The 24,654-nt window shown below is 62.9% G+C and carries 25 protein-coding genes and 3 tRNA genes; 18 read left to right on the top strand and 10 right to left on the bottom strand.

All coding sequences use genetic code 11. The features are described from left to right. Positions 1-56: 56 nt before the first annotated feature. The gene (locus tag QNI87_RS01275; protein ID WP_300592884.1) at positions 57-401 is read right to left on the bottom strand and encodes a PepSY domain-containing protein; all 345 of its coding nucleotides are present in this window, start codon (positions 399-401) and stop codon (positions 57-59) included. Between the two features lie 101 nt (positions 402-502). Beyond that, the gene (locus QNI87_RS01270) at positions 503-1,261 is read right to left on the bottom strand and encodes an SIMPL domain-containing protein (protein WP_300592881.1); all 759 of its coding nucleotides are present in this window, start codon (positions 1,259-1,261) and stop codon (positions 503-505) included. A gap of 99 nt (positions 1,262-1,360) precedes the next feature. Here QNI87_RS01270 and QNI87_RS01265 point away from each other — a divergent pair, with 99 nt between their 5' ends. The 4 genes from QNI87_RS01265 to QNI87_RS01250 all read left to right on the top strand — a co-directional run bounded on the left by QNI87_RS01265 (position 1,361) and on the right by QNI87_RS01250 (position 4,622). Then, entirely contained in the window at positions 1,361-3,181 is a 1,821-nt protein-coding gene (locus tag QNI87_RS01265) for an ABC-F family ATP-binding cassette domain-containing protein (RefSeq protein WP_300592878.1), read from the top strand. Continuing rightward, positions 3,178-3,762 (top strand): uracil-DNA glycosylase family protein, encoded by a 585-nt coding sequence (locus QNI87_RS01260; protein WP_300592876.1) that lies wholly within the window; start codon positions 3,178-3,180, stop codon positions 3,760-3,762. The genes QNI87_RS01265 and QNI87_RS01260 overlap by 4 nt, the downstream gene beginning before the upstream one ends. 142 nt (positions 3,763-3,904) lie before the next feature. Further along, positions 3,905-4,261 (top strand): nuclear transport factor 2 family protein, encoded by a 357-nt coding sequence (locus QNI87_RS01255; RefSeq protein ID WP_300592873.1) that lies wholly within the window; start codon positions 3,905-3,907, stop codon positions 4,259-4,261. A gap of 115 nt (positions 4,262-4,376) precedes the next feature. Then, positions 4,377-4,622: a hypothetical protein gene (locus tag QNI87_RS01250; RefSeq protein WP_300592870.1), complete on the top strand. Its 246-nt coding sequence runs from the start codon at positions 4,377-4,379 to the stop codon at positions 4,620-4,622. A 134-nt stretch (positions 4,623-4,756) separates the two neighbouring features. Here the strand turns inward: QNI87_RS01250 and QNI87_RS01245 are convergent, their stop codons facing one another. Further along, the gene (locus QNI87_RS01245) at positions 4,757-5,242 is read right to left on the bottom strand and encodes a DUF6456 domain-containing protein (RefSeq protein WP_300592867.1); all 486 of its coding nucleotides are present in this window, start codon (positions 5,240-5,242) and stop codon (positions 4,757-4,759) included. A 117-nt stretch (positions 5,243-5,359) separates the two neighbouring features. Between QNI87_RS01245 and QNI87_RS01240 the strand changes: the two genes are divergently transcribed. After that, on the top strand, positions 5,360-5,941 hold the full coding sequence (locus QNI87_RS01240; protein ID WP_300592864.1) for a helix-turn-helix transcriptional regulator: 582 nt from the start codon (positions 5,360-5,362) through the stop codon (positions 5,939-5,941). A gap of 98 nt (positions 5,942-6,039) precedes the next feature. After that, positions 6,040-7,245: a glycosyltransferase gene (locus tag QNI87_RS01235; protein WP_300592861.1), complete on the top strand. Its 1,206-nt coding sequence runs from the start codon at positions 6,040-6,042 to the stop codon at positions 7,243-7,245. Here the strand turns inward: QNI87_RS01235 and secF are convergent. The 3 genes from secF to yajC form a co-directional block, all read right to left on the bottom strand. Next, the gene (gene secF / locus QNI87_RS01230) at positions 7,242-8,231 is read right to left on the bottom strand and encodes a protein translocase subunit SecF (RefSeq protein ID WP_300592858.1); all 990 of its coding nucleotides are present in this window, start codon (positions 8,229-8,231) and stop codon (positions 7,242-7,244) included. The two genes, QNI87_RS01235 and secF, sit on opposite strands and share 4 nt — an antisense overlap. 23 nt (positions 8,232-8,254) lie before the next feature. After that, entirely contained in the window at positions 8,255-9,853 is a 1,599-nt protein-coding gene (gene secD / locus QNI87_RS01225; RefSeq protein ID WP_300592855.1) for a protein translocase subunit SecD, read from the bottom strand. A gap of 70 nt (positions 9,854-9,923) precedes the next feature. Beyond that, positions 9,924-10,247 (bottom strand): preprotein translocase subunit YajC, encoded by a 324-nt coding sequence (yajC, locus tag QNI87_RS01220; RefSeq protein WP_300592852.1) that lies wholly within the window; start codon positions 10,245-10,247, stop codon positions 9,924-9,926. A 301-nt stretch (positions 10,248-10,548) separates the two neighbouring features. Here yajC and QNI87_RS01215 point away from each other — a divergent pair. The 8 genes from QNI87_RS01215 to accC all read left to right on the top strand — a co-directional run bounded on the left by QNI87_RS01215 (position 10,549) and on the right by accC (position 17,038). Further along, a tRNA-Pro gene (locus QNI87_RS01215) sits at positions 10,549-10,625 on the top strand. Between the two features lie 86 nt (positions 10,626-10,711). Then, positions 10,712-12,844 (top strand): TonB-dependent receptor plug domain-containing protein, encoded by a 2,133-nt coding sequence (locus tag QNI87_RS01210; protein ID WP_300592849.1) that lies wholly within the window; start codon positions 10,712-10,714, stop codon positions 12,842-12,844. Positions 12,845-12,878: 34 nt separating this feature from the next. Further along, a complete protein-coding gene (locus QNI87_RS01205) occupies positions 12,879-13,766 on the top strand; it encodes a CoA ester lyase (protein WP_300592846.1) in 888 nt (295 codons plus the stop codon). A gap of 66 nt (positions 13,767-13,832) precedes the next feature. Next, positions 13,833-14,246 (top strand): holin family protein, encoded by a 414-nt coding sequence (locus tag QNI87_RS01200; protein WP_300592843.1) that lies wholly within the window; start codon positions 13,833-13,835, stop codon positions 14,244-14,246. 97 nt (positions 14,247-14,343) lie between these two features. Beyond that, positions 14,344-14,550 carry a hypothetical protein gene (locus tag QNI87_RS01195; RefSeq protein WP_300592840.1) on the top strand — a complete coding sequence of 69 codons (207 nt, stop codon included), beginning with the start codon at positions 14,344-14,346 and terminating at the stop codon, positions 14,548-14,550. A gap of 63 nt (positions 14,551-14,613) precedes the next feature. Then, entirely contained in the window at positions 14,614-15,054 is a 441-nt protein-coding gene (locus QNI87_RS01190; protein ID WP_300592837.1) for a type II 3-dehydroquinate dehydratase, read from the top strand. Positions 15,055-15,175: 121 nt separating this feature from the next. Then, entirely contained in the window at positions 15,176-15,679 is a 504-nt protein-coding gene (gene accB, locus QNI87_RS01185) for an acetyl-CoA carboxylase biotin carboxyl carrier protein (RefSeq protein ID WP_300592834.1), read from the top strand. A gap of 9 nt (positions 15,680-15,688) precedes the next feature. Continuing rightward, positions 15,689-17,038 (top strand): acetyl-CoA carboxylase biotin carboxylase subunit, encoded by a 1,350-nt coding sequence (accC, locus tag QNI87_RS01180; protein WP_300592831.1) that lies wholly within the window; start codon positions 15,689-15,691, stop codon positions 17,036-17,038. Between the two features lie 20 nt (positions 17,039-17,058). Here accC and QNI87_RS01175 read toward each other — a convergent pair whose 3' ends face one another. From QNI87_RS01175 to QNI87_RS01165, 3 genes are all read right to left on the bottom strand, one after another. Continuing rightward, positions 17,059-17,493, bottom strand: coding sequence for a universal stress protein (locus QNI87_RS01175; protein WP_300592828.1), 435 nt, complete (start codon positions 17,491-17,493; stop codon positions 17,059-17,061). 37 nt (positions 17,494-17,530) lie between these two features. Next, complete coding sequence (locus tag QNI87_RS01170) at positions 17,531-19,249, bottom strand: cation:proton antiporter (RefSeq protein WP_300592825.1); 1,719 nt, start codon at positions 19,247-19,249, stop codon at positions 17,531-17,533. Positions 19,250-19,456: 207 nt separating this feature from the next. Then, the gene (locus tag QNI87_RS01165; protein ID WP_300595274.1) at positions 19,457-19,918 is read right to left on the bottom strand and encodes an Lrp/AsnC family transcriptional regulator; all 462 of its coding nucleotides are present in this window, start codon (positions 19,916-19,918) and stop codon (positions 19,457-19,459) included. Positions 19,919-20,206: 288 nt separating this feature from the next. Between QNI87_RS01165 and QNI87_RS01160 the strand changes: the two genes are divergently transcribed. The 4 genes from QNI87_RS01160 to QNI87_RS01145 all read left to right on the top strand — a co-directional run bounded on the left by QNI87_RS01160 (position 20,207) and on the right by QNI87_RS01145 (position 23,361). Continuing rightward, the gene (locus QNI87_RS01160; RefSeq protein WP_300592822.1) at positions 20,207-21,973 is read left to right on the top strand and encodes a histidine kinase dimerization/phospho-acceptor domain-containing protein; all 1,767 of its coding nucleotides are present in this window, start codon (positions 20,207-20,209) and stop codon (positions 21,971-21,973) included. Between the two features lie 91 nt (positions 21,974-22,064). Continuing rightward, entirely contained in the window at positions 22,065-23,093 is a 1,029-nt protein-coding gene (locus QNI87_RS01155; protein ID WP_300592819.1) for a polysaccharide deacetylase family protein, read from the top strand. Positions 23,094-23,177: 84 nt separating this feature from the next. Continuing rightward, positions 23,178-23,250 (top strand) — tRNA-Ile (locus QNI87_RS01150). A 34-nt stretch (positions 23,251-23,284) separates the two neighbouring features. Further along, positions 23,285-23,361 (top strand) — tRNA-Pro (locus tag QNI87_RS01145). Positions 23,362-23,420: 59 nt separating this feature from the next. On the opposite strand, the gene QNI87_RS01140 is transcribed toward QNI87_RS01145, so the two are convergent. Next, the gene (locus QNI87_RS01140) at positions 23,421-24,452 is read right to left on the bottom strand and encodes a chemotaxis protein CheB (protein WP_300592816.1); all 1,032 of its coding nucleotides are present in this window, start codon (positions 24,450-24,452) and stop codon (positions 23,421-23,423) included. Between the last annotated feature and the right edge of the window lie 202 nt (positions 24,453-24,654).

Genomic DNA, 24,654 nt, shown 5'->3' with positions numbered 1-24,654 from the left:
ACATACGTACGAGTGGTGAGCGTTCAAAGGATCAAGGTCAAGCGAGGAACCGAGCGCTACCGGGACCGGTTGATTATCCGACCAGTGCGGGCATCGACATCGACGTACATCACGCGGCCATCCTTGATGAACTTGAGGCGATAGGCATGCGCTGCCGCGTCGTAAGCCGGACCAAGATACTCCGCGCCGCGCATCTTCGGAAGAACGCGCTTCTCGATCTCGCGCAGCGAAAGCTGGTTGCCCGCCTTCATTTCCTTGCGCGCTTCACCCTGATCATGTCGTTGTTTGGACTGGGCAAAGTAGGAGGTCTTGACGACAACGTCCGCGGCAACAGGCGCAGCCAATCCGCCCAACGCGAAAGCGCCGGTAAGAGCAAACAGCCAGGTGCGATGCGGTTTCATAAGACTGTCATGCCTATCGGATGCGCGTTGAACAAGCTGTGAATGGCGGTCGATCTTGCGTCCAGAGACGAACCAGGGTCAAAGTCACCGCGCACGGCGGATCAGTCGTCGCCGGTTGGCTCGGCCGTCTCCGCCCCAACCGCCTCGAACTTCATGATCAGCGAAACACCGGTGCTTACCCGGCCGGGCTGGACCGGGCTCGCGCTCAGAACGATCTCGTCCGCCGCGGCTTCGGCCACAGCCGCGCGCGAAAAGCGTGACTGGCCTTGCAGCGTTTCGCTGATTTCCAGAACGCGGACATCCTCCGCACCCAGCATCGCCGCGTAGGCGCGGGCGCGTTCCATCCCGCGTTCAAGCGCCCGGCTGCGCGCCTGTTCCTTGGCGCCCTCGTCGTCTTCGATCGAGAAGTGCGGTCCGTCGAGATCGGTCGCGCCAGCCGCGACAAGCGCATCGAGCGTGGCCCCAACCTCCTCGATCTCCCGCAATTTGACGCGCACGCGATTGGAAACCTGATAACCCCGAAAGACCTGCTCGCGGTTCTGACGATCGTAGTCGAAACGCGCGTTGAGGTTGATGCCGGTGGTCTGAATGTCCTCTTCCGCCACGCCGAGGGCTTTGATCCGATCGATCACCGCATTCATCGCCTCAGCGTTGGCGCGCATTGCTTCGACAGCGGTCTGCGCTTCGGTGTTCACGCCCGCTCCGATGGTTGCAAGGTCGGGTTCGACCGTGACGCTTTCGTAGATGTTGAGCTCAATGACCGGCCCCTCGGCCTCGATCTCGATCTCGGCGGCTTGCGCGGGGGTCAGAGCGACACTGGCGAGCGTCAGCAGGCCAGCAACACAGGCTGTGCGGATCATGATGGGTACCCTCCTCCTGCTCGCCTTTGGCAATCCTCGCCTTGCTCGGCACTGAACCGGCTTGTTTGCACCCTTGCAAGCTCCTAGGTGGCGCAGCCTATGGCGCAACCACCGATCCTCAGTCTTGAAGGGCTTGGCCTCCAGCAAGGCGGGCGCTGGCTGTTTGGCGGGCCAAAGCCGGGCGAAGGCGCGGAGCCCATCGACCTGCATGTCCTGCCCGGCGATCGGCTGGCGCTGATCGGGCGCAACGGCGCGGGGAAGACCACGCTCTTGCGTCTGATCGATGACAGGATCGAAATGGATCGTGGCACACGGCGGGTAAAGCCGAACACGCGGATCGTCTTCCTGGAGCAGGAGCCTGACTTCAGGGGCTTTGCAAGCCTCATGGACTTCGCGCTCGCCGGAGAGAACGCGCCAGCGGCCCATGAAGTGGAAGCGATCGCAGGCCAACTCGATATCGACATGGCGCGCGACGCCGCGACCGCTTCCGGAGGCGAAAGACGCCGCGCCGCGATCGCCCGCGCGCTGGCCCAGGACCCGGACCTGCTGCTGCTCGACGAGCCGACCAACCACCTTGATCTGGGCGCGATTGACTGGCTGGAAGACTGGCTCAGCCGCTATACTGGTGCCTTCATCACCATCAGCCACGATCGCACCTTTCTCAAACGCCTGACAAAAGCCACACTGTGGCTCGACCGGGGGACGTTGCGGCGCAAGGAAGTGGGCTTTGGCGGCTATGAGGCGTGGGAAGAGCAGGTCTATGCCGAGGAAGCGCGGGCGGCGGGGAAGCTCGATGCGAAGCTGAAGATCGAGGCGCACTGGCTTGAACGCGGCGTAACCGCGCGGCGCAAGCGCAATCAGGGGCGGCTCGAAAAGCTGAACCAGATGCGCGCGGCGCGCGCGGCGATGATCTCCGAAAGCGGCGCAGCCAGGCTGAAACTTGCCAATGACGAGGACTTCAAGTCGAAGTCGGTCATCGTCGCGGAGGGCATCTCGAAGACGTTTGGCGACCGGGCCGTCATCAAGCCCTTCTCCCTGCGCATCCAGAACGGCGACCGGATCGGCATTGTTGGCGCCAACGGCGCGGGCAAGACTACGCTGCTCAAGATGCTCACCGGGGAACTGGAGCCCGATGAGGGTACGGTCACTCACGCCCGCACTTTGAGCGGTGTGATGATCGATCAACAGCGCAAGCTCCTCGAACCCGGCGCCAGCGTGCGCGACATCCTTGCTGAAGGCGGCGACTGGATCGATGTGCGTGGGAGCCGCAAGCACGTGCAGGCGTACCTCAAGGAGTTTCTGTTCGATCCCAAGATCGTCGACACCAAGGTCGGCATCCTGTCGGGCGGTGAGCGTTCGCGCCTGCTGCTCGCGCGCGAGTTTGCGCGCACGGCAAACCTGCTGGTGCTCGATGAACCGACCAACGATCTCGACCTGGAGACACTTGACCTTCTGCAGGAGGTGATCGCCGACTTCGAGGGGACTGTCCTGATCGTCAGCCACGACCGCGATTTCCTGGACAAGACCGTTACCGTGACGCTTGGCCTTGATGGATCGGGCCGCGTGGACGTTGTCGCGGGCGGGTACGAGGACTGGCAGGCCAAGCGCCGCAAGCCGGTAACCGGCAAGCCCAAAAGCGCCTCGCCAACATCCCCGCCTGCACCAACGCCGGCCCCCGCTGCGCCCAAGTCGGACAAGCTCTCATACAAGGACCAGCGCGATTACGAGCTCCTCCCGGCGCGCATCGAGGAGCTCGAAGCGGCCATCACCAGGGGCGAGGCGATCCTGGCGGACCCGGACCTGTTCACCACGGACCCGCAGCGTTTCGCCACGATCTCCAAGGGACTCGAGAACGCACGCGCCGAGAAGGACGAAGCCGAGGAGCGCTGGCTGGAGCTCGCCGAGCGGGTCGAGGGGTGAGCGCGGCCGCCGAGACCCTCCAACGCGAGATCGCCGGTTGCACCCATTGCGCCGCTCACTTGCCACTCGGTCCGCGCCCGGTGGTCCAGTTCTCCGAACGCAGCAGGATCCTCATCATCGGGCAAGCCCCCGGCTCCAGGGTGCACGAAAGCGGCGTTCCCTGGGACGATGACAGCGGAGACCGGCTGCGCGGCTGGCTCGGCATGGACAAGCCTTCCTTTTACGATCCGGACACCGTCGCGCTGGTTCCGATGGGGTTCTGCTATCCCGGAAAGGCGCGCGGGGGCGACGCGCCGCCCCGCCCCGAATGCGCGCCGCTTTGGCACCGGCGCGTGCTCGACACCCTTCCACCCGACCGTCTGACGCTGCTGGTGGGCGCCTACGCGCAACGCCACTATCTGCCCGCCACCCGGCGCTGGTCGATGACCGATCGGGTGCGCAGGGCGCAAGAGCTTGCTCCCTACCTCCCCTTGCCCCATCCCGCCTGGCGCGCGCGGCTCTGGATGGCGCAGAACCCGTGGTTCGAAAGCGACACACTGCCCTCCGTGCGCGGGCGCATCCACGCGGCTTTGAGCGCGTGACCCACTCGATTCGTCGCGCGTACGCAACGCCTGGAACACTTGGAACACTGTCCTGAGACGAATAATCTTCCACGCCGAACGCCGCGATTGCTCCGCCAAGCGGCGGCGTTAGATTGCACAAGGATGAAGAGGGAGAGCGACAATGTCGATTGAACAAATTGCCAAGGATTTCACGCAAAAGGTGATGGATGACGACGCCGAAGGCTATCAGGCGTTCTGGTCGGAAGATATCGTCAGTCTCGAACCCGGCGATGGGCCGATGACGCGCGTCGAGGGCCGCGACCAATTGCTGCAGAAACACGCCTGGTGGTTCGAAAACACCGAGGTGCATTCGACCACCACCGAAGGCCCCTATGTCTTCGGCAATCAATTCGCGGTCCGTTACGGCATGGATGTCACCATGGAAGGAGAGCGCTCGCAGATGGAAGAGGTCGGCGTCTACACTGTCGAAGACGGCAAGGTCGTTGAAGAGCGCTTTTTCTATGGGACGGGCGAATAGCCCCGGCAAGAACCGCCAATCTTGACGATCAAAGGCGTCGAAGCACAGGCCTTTTGACCCTTTCTTCAGTATTCGCACGGATAAGCGCGAAACCTGGGTAAGGGGTAAGAAGTCTATGTCAAAGCTAACCAAGTTTCTTCTCGCATTTGCACTTCTGGCGGTTTGGGGCCCCTATCTTTTGTATGTCTGGTGGGTTCCTGGCTCGGTGCCGGAATGGGCCTATGCGCCGGGCATGCGCCGTGCGCTTATGCTTAGCCGCGATTTTGAGCCGACTTTCTTCACGCTTTTGTTCGGAATTATGTTCACAGCCCTGATCCCGATCGGCGTTTATCGCGCTGCGACCGGCAAGCTGGCCGATTAGGTCGGTCTGCGAAGGCGGCGAAGCCTGAACTATTGACCGCAGGCGCGTAATCAGGCCCACTCCCTGCCCCTCCCGCATGCGGGAGGGGAGCCGGTTTCTCCGCCTGTCGACAAGCTGTGGGCGCGGACCCTCTCTCACGCTATCCGATAGAAGTCCGCAACCCGGTCGAGCGCGAGCCGTAGCACGAGTTTGCCGCTTCGCGCGGGCCAGCCGAGCGTCTTCTCGGCATCGGGCAATCCTTCACCGGCGCACACGACGCGCCATAGAATGTCGTCGAGCCCCTTGCCCGCCGCTTCAATCGCGCCGTCAAAGCGGCGTTTGGCGGCTATCTGACGTTCGGTTGGCGACAGGCCCCGATCCGCGCTTGCTCCTTTGCCGGTCTTCACCCGCACCGGATCCCAGCGCATGGTGACGTTGGGCGAGAGTTGGGAGCGTTCATAATCGCCGCGCAGGGCTTCGCCGGCGCTGAACAGGCGGTCTTCCAGATGGCCGCGCGCATGAAGCCACGCAATCGGCGATTCGCCCAGATTGACCGTGACCGTGCGCCGCTTTCCGCGCGCCCCACCGCTGCGCTTTGGTCCTTCAGACGTGAGTTCGCGTTCGACAAGGTGGCGCTTCATGATGGTGTCTCCCTTTCAAGCGGCCCGGAGTTGGGCTGCGGCAAGCCTTGCCAAAGACGCCATTCTGTAGGAAAGGGGAAACCGATTTGGTTCAAAGAGCCGCTCAAGGGGTATTCCATGATCAATCGCATCCGCGAAATCCGACGCGCCAAGAGCCTGACGCTCGCCGATCTCGCCGCGGCGTGCGAGCCGCCCACCACCGCGCAAACGATTGGGCGGCTTGAAACCGGGACGCGCACGCTGTCGACCAAATGGATGGATCGCATTGGCGCCGCGCTTGGCGTCGATCCCGAAACGCTCGTTCGGTCCGAAGCGCAGGACCGACCACGCGTGATCGCGGAACTAAGCCATGGGGAGGCCGCGGCGCTTCCAGCCCCGCGCGAAGCGCTGTTCCCGCACGAACTCGCACAAGGGTCGAACTCCGCGCTGATGATGGTGATGGAAGTGACCGCGGCGATCAGCGAGTATCGCCCTGGTGATCTCATCTGGTTGCGCCGGATCGAAGCAAGCGATGCTGGCCGAGCCATCAATCGCGACTGCCTGGTCCCGCGTGCGGGGGGACGGTTCGTGTTTGGCCGTCTGATCGACACCAACGGATCGCTGGTCGGCGTACTGCCTGTCCAAAGCGGGCAAAAACAGCAGGTCATCGACAGTCCGCCCTGGATTGGGGTGACCGAGATGCTGGTGCGCAGGCTGTGAGGGGATTTGGCGGCGCCCGGCTTCGCAACGCGCCCGGTATCACGCCCATTGCCAAGTCCAGTGCCGCGCCAAGCGCCGCGCCCTAGCTGCGCCCCACGATGCCGCACGTCCTCGTCCTGAGCACGCTATACCCCAACCCCGCCAATCCGCGGTTCGGCGCCTTTGTCGCGCGCTCAATGGAAAACCTTGCTTCCCGCACGCACTGGACCGTCAGCGTTATCAATCCGCTGGGCCTGCCGCCGCTCGGCATAGGCGGGCTATCATCCCGCTATCGCGGCCTCATGGACCTTCCCGAAGAGGCCGAAGAGGGAGGGATTGCCGTCCACCGCCCGCGCTTCACGCTGATCCCGCGCATTGGTGCGCGCCGAAACCCGGATGCGGTGGCCAGCGCCGCGCTTCCCATCGCGCGCGCAATCCACGCTGACACGCCAGTTGATCTTGTCGATGCGCAGTTCTTTTTCCCGGACGGTCCCGCCGCAGCCATTCTGGCTCGCTCGCTCGGCAAGCCCCTGTCGATAAAGGCGCGTGGGAGCGACATCACCTATTGGAGCCGTTTCGACTTTGCCAGGAAGGCCATGCGCGAGGCCGCCCAGCAAGCTTCTGGCCTGTTTGCCGTCAGCGCCGCGCTGGCGGACGAGGCGGCAGCGCGCCTTGGTGTCGAACGATCCGGGTTCACCGTCCACCACACCGGGCTTGATCGCGACCGGTTTCGCCCCTTTGGCCACACGCAATTGCGCGCGCAATTGAGCCGGGAGCTGGGCTTTGCTCTGCCCGATGCGGCGCCGATCCTTGCAAGCGTGGGTGCGCTGATCAAGCGCAAGGGGCACCACATCGCAATCGAAGCGCTTACCCGCCTGCCGCCGGAACATTCGGACGCTCGGCTGCTGGTCGTTGGCAAGGGCGAGGAAGAGGCGACGCTGCGAAATCTGGCGAGCGAACTGGGCCTTGCCGAACGGGTCCATTTCACAGGGTCTGTCGATCACGATCTCTTGCCGCTCCTGCTTTCAGCGGCCGACATCATGGTGCTGCCAACCGCGAATGAGGGGTTGGCCAACGTCTGGGTCGAAGCGCTCGCCTGCGGCACGCCTGTGGTGACCTGCGATGTCGGCGGCGCGCGCGATGTGATAGCGAGCCGGGTGGCCGGGCGCCTCGTCGAACGCACCCCTGCTGCGGTCGCCGCCGGGGTTGAGGCGGTTCTGTCCGATCCGCCCGACCCGCAGGCGGTGGCGGCCATTGCGGAGCGCTTTGACTGGACCGCGCACGCGCACGAGCTGGCGGCGCGGTACGATCAGCTGATCGCCTAGACGACGCCTCGGGACCGATCGCGGGCAGCCTTTTCCTGCCGCTCGATCTCGGTTTCCTGCGGTACGAAGCTGTTGGAATCGACCCCGAGCCAGATCAGAATTGGGCTCGCAAGATAGACGCTCGAATAGGTTCCGATGAACAGCCCGGCGGTGATCGCGGCGACGAGACCGAAGAGGCTCTCAGGGCCGAACAGCAAGAGCGGAAGCAGCGCAACCAGCAGGGTCAGCGAGGTCATGACGGTGCGCGCCAGCGTCTCGTTGATCGACAGGTCGAGCAGCTCGGGCAGTGGCATCTTGCGGAACTTCTTCAGGTTCTCGCGGATGCGGTCGTAGACGACGATCGTATCGTTCAAGGAATAGCCGATGATCGAGAGGATCGCGGCGATGATCTGAAGCGAGAATTCGAGCTGAAAAACCGAGAACAGGCCCAGCGTCAGCGACACGTCGTGGAACAGGGCAAACAGCGCGCCCACGCCGAACTGCCACTCGAACCGGATCCAGATATAGAGCGCAACCGCGACCATGGCGGCGATCAGGGCGATCAGCGCTGCCTCGCGAAACTCGCCCGCGACCTTGCCCGAAACCGTGTCGTTCCCATCGGTGCGCGCGCCCGGATATTCCTGCGCGATGGTGGCGATCACCGCGTTGCCGATCTCGGTTGCCGCGCCCGGCGTTGCCTCAACCTCCTCGGGCAGCGGGACGCGGATGGAGACCTGGTTGGGCGCGCCGAATTCCTGCACCACGGGCGTGCCATAGCCGAGCCCGCCGACAAGTTCGCGCAGGGCCGGTATCGGGGCCTCATCCTGATCCTCGAAGGTCAGGCGCACTTCCTGACCCCCGGCAAAATCGACACCGTAATTGAGCCCTTGCGTGAACACGAGGCCCCAGCTTGCGACAATCAGCAGGAGGCTGACAACGAAGAAGGGCACTCGCAGCTTGAGAAAGCGGATGTTCGTGTCGTTGGGGACAAGCTTGAGCAGTTTCATGAGCTTAGCGCCTTGGCCTCAAATCAGATGTTAATGTCGGCCGGACGGCTCTTCAGCCAGCCCGCGGCCCACATGCGCGTCAGCATCAGCGCGGTGAAAACGGTGGTCGCCAACCCGATCACCAGCACGATCGCAAACCCGCGGATTGGGCCGGAGCCGAAATAGAACAGCAGTGCGCCCGCGATCAGGTTGGTGATGTTCGCATCGTAAATCGCGCGGCTCGCTTCCTTGTAGCCGGTCTCGACCGCCGCGAGCACTTTGCGTCCGCGCTTGCGTTCCTCGCGAATGCGCTCGTTGATCAGCACGTTCGCGTCGACCGCCGCACCGACCGTCAGCACGAAGCCGGCAATGCCCGGCAGGGTCAGGGTCGCGTTAAGGCCGGCCATCACACCCAGCAGGATCAGCACGTTGAAGACCAGCGCAACGGTCGCGTAGATGCCGAACCGGCCATAGGTCGCCATCATCAGCGTGATCACCGCAATCGACCCGATCAGCATGGCGATCAGCCCCTTGCGGATCGAGTCCGCGCCAAGGTCCGGTCCCACAGTGCGCTCCTCGACCACCGTCAGCTCCACCGGCAAAGCCCCGGAATCGAGCTGGTTCGCGAGCTTCTTTGCGCTCTCCGGGGTAAAATTGCCCGAAATCTGCGCCGAACCGCCCAGGATCGGCTCGTTGAATTCGGGCGCGGAGATGATCTTGCCATCGAGAATGATCGCGAACCGTTCGCCGACATTTTCGGTGGACAGCTTGGCAAATTTGGTCGCGCCTTGGGGATCGAACGTGATGTTCACCACGTCGCGGTTGTCGCGCGGGTCCTTGCCCGGGCTAGCGCTCGTCAGATTGTCCCCGCGAATGCCGCCGAGCCGCTCAACAGCGAGCGACGCACCGGCAAAATCGCTCTCATCTGAGAAGGGATAGATCTCGCTTCCCGGAGGAGCAATGCCCGCCTGCACGTTGGTGGGCAACGCGTCCTTGTCCACCAGCTTGAATTCGAGCACCGCGGTCTCGCCCAGCAGCTCCTTGAGGCCTTCGGGATCTTCAAGCCCCGGCACCTGCACCACGATACGATTGGAACCCTGGCGAATGATCGTCGGCTCGCGCGTGCCGAGATTGTCGATCCGCAGACGCACAACCTCCACTGCGGAGTTCATCGCTTCGTCAACCCCGGCATCGATGCCCGCGCTGGTCGGGCTCAGGACAACGCGCTGCGTGTCGGTGAAATTGAGGTCCCAGTCGTTTGTGATGCCTTGCCCGGCGATGAGTGGCTCCAGAGCGCTGCGGGCGCGGTCCACATCGCCCGGATTGTCGAGCAGAAAGGACAGGCGGCCATCGGCGGTCGAGATATCGCCAATGCGAATACGCGGCTGCGCGTTGCGCATGGCCAGGCGCATGTTCTCTTCAAGGTTTTCAAGCCTTTGGGCCGCCACATCCTCCCGGTCCGCTTCCAGCAGAAGGTGCGAGCCCCCTGCCAAGTCAAGGCCGAGATTGACCTGAGGCATGTCTTCCCACATCGAGGCGTCACCGACCCCACCTGCCCCCATCAGGGACGGTACGGCCAGCGCCGCAAGCGCAAGGGTCATCACCCAGAGCGAGAGTTTCTTCCAAAGGGGGAAATCGAGCATTGCGTGTGCTTGTCTTTATCCTGAAGGGCGGAAGCGCGAGCGGTGAAGGCGAAACCGACTGCGATCGCTCCTAATCGTTCGCGGGTTTGCCGCCGGGCGGGATGATATCGCCGATCGTCTGCTTGATCGCCTTGACGCGAACGTCCTTGGCGATGTCGATCTCGACATACTCGTCATCCACCTTGGCAACCTTGCCGACGAGACCGCCAGCGGTGACAACCTGATCGCCCTTTTTCACGGCCGCGATCTTCTCGCGATGCTCTTTCTGCTGACGCATCTGCGGGCGGAAAAGAAGGAAGTAGAAGATCACGACCATGCCGATAATCGGCATGAATGTGAGCCATGCGGGCGGTTCAGCCGCCGCCGCGCCATTTGCGATCATGATTTCAAGCATCGGGTCGTTGACCTGTTACAGTGTTTTATTCAGCGGATTGGATACGGGCCATGACGCGCGGGTCTTCGGTGTGTCACACGAAGGCCGTCGTCCCTCCCCTTACTTCCGGATTCAGGTGGGCGCGCCTAGCAGCGTTTCAACCACCGGGCAATCGCCGTGCGCGCGGTGTGGGAATATCGCAACTCTAGCGATGGCGCGGCGTCCCCCGTGTCCGACCGCGCTAGCGGTTTGCGAGTGGAGCCTGCTTTCCCGGGTTGCCACGGTCCCAAGCCAGCCTTATAGGCCGCGCCTCCACTGGTGTCGGGAAGTAGCGCAGCCTGGTAGCGCATCACACTGGGGGTGTGGGGGTCGCAGGTTCGAATCCTGTCTTCCCGACCAGTGGGTTCATCGATTATCGCTTCGTAAAGGCGTTGTAAGCATCCACGGAACTCTCCCCTATCTCTGTGGTTATTACGAAGTCTCCGATGAGTATTAACAAGCCTGCCAGCACCAGCGCATTCCTCGCGCTCGCGGTCGCTTTGACGGCGGCGCCAACAGGCGCTCGCGCGGCGGAGACCAAGGAAAGACAGGTCTCCGCACAGGACAGCGCCGAGCGAGGCGAAGAAATGGAGGATAAGGCGGGCGGCACCGTTGCCCGTCGCAGCTACACCCCGGATGACTTTGCCCGCTTCGCCCCGCGCAGCGCGCTCGACATGGCTCGGCAGGTGCCGGGCTTTCAGATCCGTGAAGGCGACGGCGCGCGCGGCCTTGGACAGGCGGACACCAACGTCCTGATCAATGGGCGCCGTATCTCGGGCAAATCCAACGGGCCGGTCGCCGCGCTCCAGCGCATTCCGACCGAAGAGGTGCTGCGGCTCGAACTGGTGGATGGAGCCACGCTCGATATCGGGGGCCTGACCGGACAAGTGCTCAACGTAATCACGTCCGGAAGCGGATCGGTCAGCGGCCAGTATCGCTACGCGCCGCAAATCCGCACCTTCGGGACCGACCCCCGCCTGCTGGAAGGTCGCGTTGCGATCGCGGGTGGCGGCGCAAAAACGGATTGGACCTTGGCGTTCGAGAACGATTCCGGGCGCTTTGGCGATGAGGGCCCCGAATTGGTCTTCGATGGCGCGGGCAACCTGGTCGATACGCGCGACGAACAGCGCGAAGAGGATAGGGATCGGTTTGGCTTGTCCGGCTCCTACACGCGCCTCGCCGATAACGGTAACGTCCTCAATCTCACCGGCGAAGTGAACGGATTCCTCCGGCGTGAGACCGAGATCTCCGAACGCTCTGGCTCGATCGATCCGGTCGACCGCACGCGCGAATTCGAAGACACGGAGGACGAGTTCAACTTCGAGGTGGGCGCGGATTACCAATTCGCCCTTGGTCCCGGCAAGCTCAAGCTGATAGGCTACCACCGCTACGAAGACAGTCCGACCGTTTCGACGCAGGTGACATCCTTTGCCGATGGCAGCGACGCGGTCGGCACGCGCTTCACCCGCGACGCGGATGAAGGCGAGACGATCGCGCGTGCCGAGTACAGTTTTCCGGCTTTCAGTGGCGACCTGCTGATCGCCGGTGAAGGCGTGCGCAACTTCCTCGATATCAACAGCACCCTGAAAGAGCTTGATGCCGCCGGCGAATTCGTTCCGGTCGAGCTTGAAGGCGCCACTTCGCGGGTGGATGAGGACCGCGCCGAGTTGCAGGGAACCTACAGCCGCGCGCTCGCCTCCAACCTGCAGTTTCAGCTCTCGCTTGCAGGCGAGTATTCGCGCATCAGCCAAAGCGGCGCGCAGGGGCAGACGCGAACATTCTACCGGCCCAAGGGCTTTGTCGCGCTCGACTGGAAGGTCAAAGAGGGTGTCAACATCGCCGCGCGTCTGGAACGGCTGGTCGGGCAACTCAACTTCTTCGATTTCATCGCATCGGTGGATCTCGATCAGGACCGCACAGATGTGACCAACGCCGATCTCGTGCCGCAGCAAAGCTGGCGGCTGGAGGTCGAAGCCAATATCGGCCTTGGCGATGTGGGCACGCTCAATCTGCGTCCGTTTTACGAAGACATCGTCGATATCGTCGATCAGATACCGATCGAGGGCGGTGGGCAAGCGCCGGGCAATCTGCCCTCTGCGCAGCTCTACGGCGTCGAAACCGATCTCACCCTGCTGTCCGAGGGGCTGGGATGGCGCGGCACGCGGGTGGATGTCTCGCTGGCGTTGCAGGGCAGTTCCGTGCGCGATCCGCTGCTTGGAACCACACGGGAATTGAGCAACAATCAGATCGTCGATGTGGGCTTTGACCTGCGGCACGATCTGCCGGGCACCAGCTGGGCCTTTGGCGGCGATTTCAACTGGGATTACAACGCCGACAATGTGCGCCTGGACGAGATATCCGTGCGCAATGACAGCTTCGCCTTTGCGGGCGTGTTTCTTGAGAACAAGGACGTGCGCGGCGCCACGCTGCGCCTTGCAATCTCAAACGTGCTCGATCGCGACAACCGCTTCGAACGCACCGTCTTCGTGGATCGCGCCGCGGGGATCGTCGACTTCTCCGAAACCCGCGAGCGCAATTTCGGCACCATCATCACATTCGAGATTGAAGGCTCGTTCTAGCCCGCCTACCCCTCAGGGCAGGACGGAGAGAAACATGACGCTGAAGACGCGCAGCTGGTTGTTCGCACCTGGCGACAGCGAAAAGAAGATGGCCAAAGCGATCGCAAGCGCGGCCGACATTGCGCTTCTCGATCTGGAAGATTCGGTGACGCCCGCCAACAAGCCCGCCGCCAGGCAGATGGTTGCCGAAACGCTGGGCGCGGCTGAAGACTGCCAGCGCGTCTGGGTGCGGATCAATCCGCTGGACACGCCCGACGCCGTGTTTGATCTCGCCGCCATCCTGCCCGCTGCTCCCGGCGGCGTGCTCCTGCCCAAGGCTGAAGGCAAGCATCATGTAACCCAGTTGCACCACCACCTCAGCACGCTGGAGGCGGCGCACGGTCTGGCGCTGGGTTCAACGCGCATTGCCGCGATCATCACCGAAACGCCCGGCGCTATGTATGCAACGCGCGAATACGCAGAGGATTATCCTGGGCGCGAGCGGGTCGTCGGGCTGAGCTGGGGAGCGGAAGACCTCTCCTCAGCGCTCGGCGCCAGCGAGCAGCGCGGCTCCGATGGCGAATACGCACCTGTCTATGAGCTCGCGCGCAGTTTGTGCCTGATCGCTTCGGTAAACGCCGGCGTGGCGCCGATTGAAACCGTGCAACCCGAATTCCGCGATCTCGAGGCGTTGACGAGCCGCGCCAAGCGCTGCCGGGCGGCGGGCTTTCGCGGAATGCTTGCGATACACCCGGCGCAAATCGATCCGATCAACATCGCCTTCACCCCCTCAGCCGAGGAAATCGCTCACGCGCAAGCGGTGGTTCAGGCCTTCGCCGATAATCCGGGCGCCGGCACGATTGCGATCGATGGCGCGATGCTCGATCGGCCGCATCTTGTTCTGGCCCAGCGGCTGCTCGCCGAGGCCGAAGAAAGCCCCTGATTTTCCTACACGAACCAAATAGGTTAGTTGTCCGCCTCTCACGCATTACAGGAGCGCGGCGAACCCATGGCTATCCTCGAAACTCTGATCGGCCCCATAACGTCGATAATCGACAAGATCATTCCCGACGAAGGCGCGCGGGCTCAGGCCAAGCTGGAACTCATCAAGCTTGAGGGCACACAGGAAATGCGGCTGATCGAAGCGCGCTTGCAGGCGATTGTCGCGGAGGCCAATTCGCGCGATCCCTGGACCAGCCGCGCGCGGCCCAGCTTCCTCTACATCATGTACATCATGATCCTCTGGGCGCTGCCCATGGGCGTGCTCGCGGCGTTCGAACCCGAAGCCGCAACGGATATCGCATCGGGAATGAACGCCTATCTGAACGGCCTTCCAGAGCCACTCTACGCGCTGTTTGGCACGGGCTATCTCGGCTACACGGCGGCGCGTCAGTGGGGCAAGGTCAAGGGCGTGGACAGCTAAACGGCCCGAGCGCCGCCGATGCGAGCTGGCGAGCGCAGCGAGATGTTAACCAAACCTTGTTGTGTTTGTCGTATTATCCCGCGGAAACAGCCTAAGCTTGGAGCTTGAGATGGCGAACGAGGAATACGACACCCGCCCCGGCCAGGAGGCCAGCGACGACGCGTGTGACGACCGCCGCAAAGGCGATCGCCGCAAGGAGCAAAAGCCGTTCGAGGGCAAGGATCGCCGGTCCGGTAAGGATCGCCGGTCCGGGAAGGATCGCCGGGCGAGCGTGCGCGTGTCCGGTGTCCAGACGCACCCCTGAACCACGCAACCGCCATGCGCTGAAGTCTTGCCACAGCGTCCGGGGGCGCTATGCGGCGAGGGCATGACCGACACTGTCTACGTCCTCAACGGCCCCAATCTCAACCTGCTGGGATTGCGCGAACCCGCTATCTACGGGTCGACCACGCTCGATGAAATCGCGGGGATGCTCGAAGATCGCGGACGCGAATTGGGGCTGGCCATCGATATGCGGCAAACCAATTACGAGGGGATGTTGATCGATTGGATGCACGAGGCGCAGGCTGAAGGCGCCAAGGCGGTTCTCATCAACGCAGGCGCTTACACGCACACATCGATCGCCTTGCTCGACGCCGCTCGCGCGATTGCGACCCCGGTGATCGAGGTCCATCTGTCCAACCCGAAAGAGCGCGAGAGCTTTCGCCATACCTCGTATATCGGCGAGGCCGCCGCCGCCACATTCGAAGGGCACGGAGCCGACAGTTACCGGCTTGCGCTGGAACACGTTGCCGCAACATTTGCGTGACGGCTTGGGCCGCCGCGCGACGACGCGCGGGATAATTGTGACCAATTGCCACTTGCCAGCCGCAATTGGCGTGAATAGTCACCAGCCCAACCCGCTCGACAAGCGATAACAAGGGGTATGCATGGCTGACAAAAAGCCAAGCGCCGGGTCCAGATCCGGCATGAATGTAGACACCGCGCTGGTGCGCGAGTTGGCTGAGCTTCTGAATGAGACAGGTCTCACCGAGATCGAGGTCGAGGATGACGACCGCAAGATCCGCGTCGCGCGCGGCGGAGCGACGGCCCCTGCCGCGCCCATGCCTGCCACCATTGCTCCTGTCGCAGCGGCTCCAGCCGCTCCACCCGCGACCGCCCCATCGGCTCAAACGCCCGCAGAAGGATCAGCCGACGCCGCTGGCGCGCTCAAGTCGCCGATGGTGGGCACCGCCTACCTCGCGCCGGAGCCGGGCAAGCCCAATTTCGTAAAGGTGGGCGACAGCGTGGCGGCGGGCGACACGCTGCTGATCGTCGAGGCGATGAAGGTGATGAACCCGATCACCGCCGACAAAGCGGGCACGATCAAGGCGGTGCTGGTCGACAACGCGCAACCGGTCGAGTTCGACCAACCGCTTGTGGTCATCGGGTAAGCCAGACCCATGACCATTTCCCGCATCCTGATCGCCAATCGCGGCGAAATCGCGCTGCGCATTCACCGCGCCGCGCACGAAATGGGGATCGAAACCGTCGCGGTGCACTCGACCGCAGACGCCGAGGCTATGCATGTTCGCCTGGCGGATCACGCGGTGTGCATTGGCCCTCCCCCCGCTGCGGAAAGCTATCTCAATCACGCCGCGATCATCTCGGCCGCTGAGGTCGCAGGGTGCGACGCGATCCACCCCGGCTATGGCTTCCTCTCGGAAAACGCCAAGTTTGCCGAGATCGTCGAAGCGCACGACATCGCCTGGATCGGCCCCAAGCCCGAGCATATCCGCACGATGGGCGACAAGGTCATGGCCAAGAAGACAGCCGGAGAGCTTGGTTTGCCGCTCGTGCCGGGCTCTGACGGCGCTGTGTCGGAGCCTGATGAAGGCAAGAAGATAGCCGCGGAGATCGGCTATCCCGTGATCATCAAGGCGGCCTCCGGCGGCGGCGGGCGCGGGATGAAGGTCTGCGAGAGCGAGGACCAGCTTGAGACGCTGATGAGCCAGGCAGGCTCCGAAGCGAAAGCCGCGTTCGGCGATGCAACCGTCTACATCGAAAAGTATCTCGGCAATCCGCGCCACATCGAATTCCAGGTGTTCGGCGATGGCAATGGAAACGCGATCCATCTGGGCGAACGCGACTGCTCTCTTCAGCGTCGCCACCAGAAGGTGCTTGAAGAGGCTCCTTCGCCGGTCATCGACAGCGCCCAGCGTGAGCGCATGGGCGAGGTCTGCGCCAAAGCCATGCGCGACATGGGTTATCGCGGCGCGGGAACGATCGAATTCCTGTGGGAAGACGGAGAGTTCTACTTCATCGAGATGAACACCCGCCTGCAAGTGGAGCATCCGGTGACGGAAGCGATCACCGGCGTTGATCTGGTGCGTGAGCAGATACGTATCGCCGCGGGCAAGCCGCTATCGGTGAAGCAGGAAGAGCTGGAATTTCGTGGGCACGCCATCGAGTGCCGGATCAACGCGGAAGATCCGTTCACCTTTGCCCCTTCACCCGGGGAAGTGACCTATTACCACGCCGCGGGCGGCCTGCATGTCCGCGTCGATTCAGGGCTTTACGCCGGATACCGAATCCCGCCTTATTACGATTCGATGATCGCCAAACTGATTGTCTATGGCCGCACGCGAGAGGGCTGCATCATGCGCCTGCGCCGCGCGCTGGAAGAAATGGTGGTTGAAGGGGTGAAAACCAACATTCCGCTGCATCAGGAACTGCTTCATCAGACCGACGTGCTGCACGGCGATTATTCGATCAAGTGGTTGGAGCAATGGCTTGAGGAGCGCGAAGGCTGACCGCGCCGGCGCGCTGAACGCTAGGTCTCGGTCGCCCGGACGACCAGCGCGTCGCACGGGGCGTCGCGCGCAATTGCAAGCGCGCTGGTCCCGAGAACCAGCCTTTGAAGGTCCATCTTGTGAGCGGCGAGCACAATCAGGTCGGCCTTAACTTCACGCGCGACGGCGATAACGCCCACGGAGACCGAGCCTTCAGGTGAATGAACCGCGTGCAATCGGTCCGATAGGCCATGCTCGCGGGCGCACGCGCTGAGCCAGCTCTCGGCCTCGTTGCGCTGCGTGGTCTGCCATTGAGCCGGCAGAACATCGAGATAGGCGGGCGGGATGGGCACACGGACATGCACCAGCGTGAAGCGCGCCGGGCCTTCCTGAGCAAGGGCCTGACAGCGTTCGGCGATCAGCGCGGTGCCGACAGGATCCTCCCGGTCGAGCGCAACGACAATCTGCTTGTACATCGATAGCCTCCTCTTCCCAATTGCATCGCGCGATGCCTCAGATCTCCTCAAGCGGCCGTTCGAGATCGATGCAGCGATTGGCCACTTCATCGCTTGCGCCTGTTTCGATCAACAGCAACTCAGCAAGGCGCAGGCTTCCTTCCACCGTCTCCGGCACAGCCATCGAGGCGCCCAGTTCACTCAGGCGGCTTGCATGCCGGGCGTCACGGGCCCGCGCAAAAATCGGGAGGGTGGGCGCAAGGCGCCGAAGCTCGGCAGTCAGGTGCTCCGTTGCTTCGCGATCCGCCAATGTCACCGCAATCGTAAGCGCTTTGGAAAGGCCCGCATCCCTCATCACATCAAGCCGCGACGCGTCTCCGAGGCGGACCGGGCGTCCCTCTTTTTTGGCCGCCATTACCACCGCGGGATCCTTCTCGATCGCCACATAGCGAATGCATTGCTTGTCGAGCACGCCGGCAATGGTCTCACCCACACGTCCAAATCCGGCGATTATGATGTGCCCTTCGAGTTCTTCTCCAATTGCTGGCGCGTCAAAATCGCCTTCATCGGCCTGTTTGAGAACACGCGCCGTGCGCCGGGCCAGCAGGTCGAGACCCGGTGTGGCCAGCATCGTAAGCCCGACTACGACCAACATGAACTGGGCAACCGGCGCGTCGAGCAAACCCACCGTCACCGAGAGGCCGACGACAAGAAACCCGAACTCGCCCGCCTGACCAAGCGTTATCGCGACTTCAGAGGCTCGGTGTCGCGGCAGGCTCCACGCTGTGCAAAGCGCAAAGTTTATCCCGATCTTCAAAACGATCAGCCCAACGGCAGCGGCGATGACCCAGACGGGATCGGCCAGAATCGCGCGGCCATCGATCCCCATGCCCACGGACAGAAAGAACAGACCAAGCATCAGCCCCTTGAAGGGCTCGATATCGACCTTCACTTGATGGCGGAACTCGGTTTCGGCCACCAGCAATCCGGCCAGAAAAGCCCCAAGCGCCATCGAAAGCCCGACATAGCCCGTCAGCGCTGCGGTGCCGATCGAAAGCAAGAGGACAATCGCCACGAACGCCTCGCGGCTGTCCGCGCTCGCGACCAATTGCAGAAGCGGGCGCAGCGCAAGCCGTCCCACGGCGTAGATCAGGGCGATGGTGATCAGCGCCTCGCCAAGCGCCAGACCAAATCCGAGCGCGACATTGCTCGCTCCCATTGCGCCTGCAACGCTGACCGCAAAAAGGATCGGGACCACCGCAAGGTCCTGCATCAGCAGGATCGAGAAGGTGGCCTGACCAGCGGGCGTTCCAAGCCGTCCGCCGCTGATCAGCAGCTGAGTGACGATCGCCGTCGAGGACAAGGCCAGGCACGCGCCCAGGATTATCGCGGTCGTCACCGAGTTGCCCCAGAAATAGGCGACCGCGCCGATCACCGCTCCGGTCACGATAATCTGCGCGCTTCCCAAGCCGAAAACGAGCCGCCGCATCGCCCATAATCGCTCGAAAGAGAGCTCCAGACCGATGACGAACAGAAGGAAGATGACGCCCAGCTCGCCCAGCACGGCGACGCCCTCAAGGTCGGTGATGACAAACCAGGAGAGGGGCTCAAACCGCTGTGCCAGAAGGCCAAGGCCAAAGGGACCGATGACCGCCCCCACGATGAAATAGGCAATGACCGGGCTGACAACGCGCTGAAGCGCGGGCACCACGAAGCCCGCTGCCAACAAGAAAAGCAGCACTTCGCGCACATAGGGAATGTGAACATGGCCTTCCATGCGGGGCGGGGGTCCTCCTTCGGCCTGGGCTTGGCCGACACCGTTCGCAGGCGAGCTTAACGACCTCGGTTCAAAACGGCCACCGTGTCTGTGTGGGGACAGTAACGCCAGCGATCAAAGACTTCGGCCCTGAATGGGGCACAGCCCGAATATCGACGCGCACCGGGCTAGCAAGCGATCAAGGCGCGGCGTCACCGCGTCGCAGCGTCACAGCGGCACGCCGGGCTCATGCTTTGCCGTGCGGATCGTCAGAGAAGTCTTCACACTGTCGACATTAGGCGCCGGTGTCAGCTTGCCAGTCAGAAACTCCTGAAAACTCTGCAGGTCTTCGCTTACGATCTTGAGGATGAAATCGATCTCGCCATTGAGCATGTGGCATTCGCGCACCTCGGGAAGACCACGCATATGCTCTTCAAATTCCCTTAACGCGCTCTCCGCCTGGCTCTTCAAGCTCACCATCGCAAAGACCGTAATGGCAAAGCCAAGCTTTGAGGGATCGAGATCGGCGTGATACCCACGAATGACGCCGTCCTCTTCAAGCCCGCGGACCCGGCGCAAGCACGGCGGCGCGGTCAGGCCCACGCGCTGCGCCAACTCGACATTGGTCACGCGGCCTTCCGCCTGCAGCTCACTGAGCAGACGTTTGTCGATCTCATCCAGATTGGCCATGGGGCTGCTCATTCTCCGAAACTTGAATGCGACTCTCGGGCGAAATCGGGTCCGCCGTAACAAAACTAGGCAAGAACACTTTCGGTGTATCGTCGCTCTAGCTAATAAAATTAGGTTTGCCAGCAATTGTCCCGCTTTGCAACGCAGGCAGTGTGACAAGCTGTAGCAAATCACGCATCCTGATATCTCTCAAGAGAATCGGCATGAGCTGCGCGCTGGAATGCGCCTTATTCTGCGCTCGCTCAGTGCCTCATCGCCGCAGTCTGACCGGAAAGGAGGCGGAATCGCATGTTCATTGACGACCGCCTCTCGACCGTGCTGCGTCAGGAAGGATCGAGCGAAGCCGCGCAGCGCACGCAGTTTCGCCAGCTCTTGGATATCCTGGGCAATCGCAAGTTTGGCCCGTACGAACGCGCCGATGCGAGCCTGATCGCCGCCGCCTGGTTGCGCATGGACGCGCTGGGTCGAAGCCTGCCTGCCAGCGATCGCGCTGCGATGATTCGCGAGCCAAGCTGGCGCTTCCGGAGCGCAGACCTCGCCGCGCATCTGTCGGACTTCGAACCGGAGGTGGTGTCAGCCGCGCTCAACCGCGCGGAGCTGAGCGCGGAGGATTGGTCGGCCTTGATACCTCGCCTGCCTGTGCGCGCGCGCGGGTTTTTAAGGCTACGCAAGGACTTGCCGGTTGATATCGAGGCGTTGCTTGATCGCCTCGGAGTGTATGATCGCGGGCTGCCGCCTCCAGGCCGGGACGATTCCGAACGCGCCTTTGAGAGCGATGCTTACGGCGCGTCTCCGCTCAACCTCGACCTTGATGCCGTGGTCGAGAACGAAACCGGCGATCCCTCTCCAGGCGAATTTGCAAGCCGTTCGTCCGACCCCATTGAAACGGGTCGCAGCGAAATCTCCGCGCTGGTCGAACGCATCGCGCAATTTAAGCGCGCGCGCGAGGAGACCGACGACGAAACGCTGACCGACAGCGAGCGCAGCCCTCGCCTGCCTCTCGGCGAAGCCGACGCGCCGAACCGCCGACGCGCCACTGGCTTCGGTTTTTCCGCCGACGCGGCTGGACGCATCGAATGGGCCGAGACCGATGTGGCGCCGATGGTGATCGGCAAGCGGTTGATTACACCCTCGACGCTTGGCGCCGCGGCCAGCGACACCGCCCTCGAACGCGCCTTCCAGCGGCGTCAGCCGATCGTTCAGGCGCGCACCGAATTGGCTGGGGCCGAGCCAATCTCCGGCGAGTGGAACGTCGATGCGCAACCACGCTTCACGATCGATGGCCATTTTACCGGTTATGTGGGCCGATTTCGCCGATCACTGGACGACGCGGACGAAGCCCGATCCAAGGCGGCCGAGGAAGCGGACAGCATCCGGCAATTGCTGCATGAGCTGCGCACGCCTGTCACTGCGGTACAGGGTTACGCCGAGGTCATCCAGCAACAGCTCTTCGGTCCAGCGCCGCATGATTACCGCGCCTTGGCGGCCGCCATCGCGGCGGATGCGGCGCGCATTCTGGCCGGTTTCGAAGAACTTGATCGACTGGCGCGGCTGGAAATCGGCGCGATGGCCGTCGAACCAGGGGAAAGCGATCTCGCGGTCGTGATCCGCCAGGCCGCCCAGCGATTGGCGGCCGTGCTGGGTCGGCGCGGAGCGGCACTCGAAGTGGCTATGGAGGACGACGCCGAGCTGCGCGTACCGCTCGACAATGAGGAGACCGAGCGGCTTGTCTGGCGTTTGATGGCCACACTTTCTGAAGCGTGCGGGTCGGGAGAGGCGCTGCGGGCCGAGCTTGCCGTCGACAATGAACGTGCAGTGTTGACGTGCGATCTTCCGCTTTCCTTGCGCGAATGCGACGATATCTTCGCTGTCGGATCCATAGGCAGCGAAACCACAACCAATGTCGGCGGATTTGGTGCGGGCTTCGCACTGCGTCTGGCGCGGGCCGAAGCGCGCGCAAGCGGTGGCGATCTTTCACGCGAAGACGGGCGCGTGAGGCTCTCGCTGCCTATGGCGGAAGTCGTCGCAGACCCTATTGCCTTGACCAAGGCTTAGGACGTCAATAGCCGATCGGCGTCTGCGGCTTTTCGCACCAAACTGGCTTCGCAACCGCACACGCCGAGCACCGAGGGGGAAGATCAGGCCGATGGCAGCGGACAGCGAGCAATCACCGGCCAGCTCTTTGGCGCAGCCGCCAGCGAACCCGGACCTTGTTCTTTTCCCGCAGGGATTTGGCCAACGCGTCTTGCTGACCATCGACACGGAGGAAGAGTTCGACTGGTCGGCGCCATTCCAGCGCAAGGGGTATGGCCTTGAGCATGTTCGCGAACTCGCCCGATTTCAGGGCTTCTGCGAAGAGATCGGAGCGCATCCCGTCTACCTGATCGACTGGCCGATCACGCAGTCGCCTGAAGCCGTCGAGATCATCCGTGACGCGCTCGATGGAGGCGTGGCCGAAGTCGGCGTGCAGCTTCATCCCTGGGTCAATCCGCCGTTTGAGGAAGAAGTGACGACGCTCAATTCCTTCGCCGGAAATCTCTCGCCAGACCTTGAAGCGGCCAAGTTCAACACCCTTCGAGATCGTATCGAGGAGGTGTTCGAAGTCGCGCCGCTCGCATACCGGGCCGGACGCTACGGCGTTGGAGCCAAAACGGCCGCGCTCCTGACGCAAGCGGGCCTCGCGATCGACACATCGGTGCGCACCCTGTTTGATTACAGCGCGCAAGGCGGGCCGGATTTCTCCAACCATCCGGCCGCGCCCTACTGGGTGGACGGCGCGCGGTCCTTGCTCGAATTGCCGGTCACCTCTGTCTATTGGGGCGTGCTGCGCCAGCAAGGCCGAACGCTTCATCGGCTCCAGCGCTACATCCCGACCTTGTTCGGGGCGTTCAGCCGGATGCGCTTGCTTGAACGCATTGCGCTGACGCCCGAAGGGGTGAGCGTCGATGAGGCGATCCGGGGCATCGACATTGCGCTCGACGATGGCCTGCCCTTGCTTGTCCTCTCCCTGCATTCGCCCAGTTTGGCGCCGGGCTTTACGCCGTATGCGAGCAACATTGCCGAGGTGGAGGCGATCTATGAATGGCTGCGCGCGGTCTATGCCTATCTACGGCAGCGCGGCGTTGCCAGCGTGACTTTGACGGAGATTCTGGAGGCGGCCCGAACAAAAGGTTGAGCAACGGCAGTACCGCACGCTTGTAAGCGAAAGATGAGCGCTGTAGGGGCGCTTCACGGCAACACGCCATAGGCATACCGTCACGGGCCTGTAGCTCAGCGGTTAGAGCTGGCCGCTCATAACGGCTAGGTCGCGGGTTCGAATCCTGCCGGGCCCACCGGTATGCTGTTGTGAGCCCAGATTGATAATGTCGGGGAGTAGCGCAGCCTGGTAGCGCATCTGCTTTGGGAGCAGAGGGTCGCAGGTTCGAATCCTGTCTCCCCGACCAATCTTTTCAACGCTGTCCCCGTTGAAATTTCCAAGATCCACCTATTGCAAGGCGCGCGGCTAGCCTGTGTAGGCAGCCGTGCGCTCCAGCAACCATGAGCCCATTTGCTCGGCCTTCAGCTCGACCGCTTCCAGGCCCAGCACGCGCACAGCCTCATATCGGTCGCGAGGGGCGTAGTCGGGTGGCGTTTGCACAAAGGTTGTGTGACCCGATGCCGAGAAAATCTGGAGCCCCTTGGCCCCGTCGCTGCCTGCGCCCAACAGAAGACCGCCAACAGCCGGAAGGCCCGCGCGCGCGATGGAGCCCAGCAGAAGATCGGCGGACGGACGGAAACCGGAGACGGGATCTCGTTCCACCAGCCGCAATCTGGGGGGCTCGCCCGCTTCGATGATCACGTGACGCGAACGGTCATAAGCCACATAGGCCCGGCCCGGTGTCAGCGCCATGCCATCGACTGCGGTCTCGATTTCACACGCCAGCGAACCCCGCATCGAAGTTATGGCCCGCTCGACCTGCTCGGCCTCAGCGTCGACAACCAACACGATCGGCGGACAATTGGAAGGAAAGGCGGCAAGCAGGCCCTTTGCGGCTTCCAATCCCGCCTGACCGCAGCCGAGCGCGAGCAGTTTGTCGCCGGGAGAGTAATCCGCGGCGGCACCTGCCTCTTGTGAACCACCGCCTGATTGAAGTTCACCGTTCGCTGCCTTGATCACGATGCCACCCAGTTCCTTGACGGTCGCGTCGAATTCCTCGCGAGACGAATGAAGCGGCTTGGGAAAGCAATGCACCGCGCCCAGTTCGAGCGCGCGCTGTGCGGTCCCCGTGCCGGCCTGCGTGATGCTGGACAGCATGATGACCGGCATGGGTCGCTCCTCCATCAGTTCCGCAAGGAAGTCCATTCCCGACTTGCCCGGCATCTCAACATCCAGAGTGAGCACGTCCGGGTTGAGCTCGGCGAGCTTGTCGCGCGCTTCATCCGCGTTGGACGCCGTTCCGCAAACGGTTACCCCTTTGGCGTTGTCGAGGATGTCGCAAAACAGCGCGCGCATCGCGGCGGAATCGTCGACGACCATCACTTTGGTACCGGGCATAGGATGAGCTTTCCCAAAAGGTTGGCCCGTTCCAGCCTGGCGCGCGTGCACAAGCGCCTCAGACCTACACAGGCAGACATATTAATTTGGTCAGCTACGCGAGCGTCTGCGAATTTTTGCTGTCGATCTTCCTAAGGAATTGCGCGCAGGTTCGTGTCCAAGGCTCCTTGAAGTCTCTGATCTTATTGCAGCGGCCCTCGCC

Origin of the sequence: Erythrobacter sp., from assembly GCF_030066995.1 — a bacterium.
Classification (GTDB): Bacteria; Pseudomonadota; Alphaproteobacteria; order Sphingomonadales; family Sphingomonadaceae; genus Erythrobacter.
This window is presented reverse-complemented; position numbering and strand designations above follow the sequence as displayed.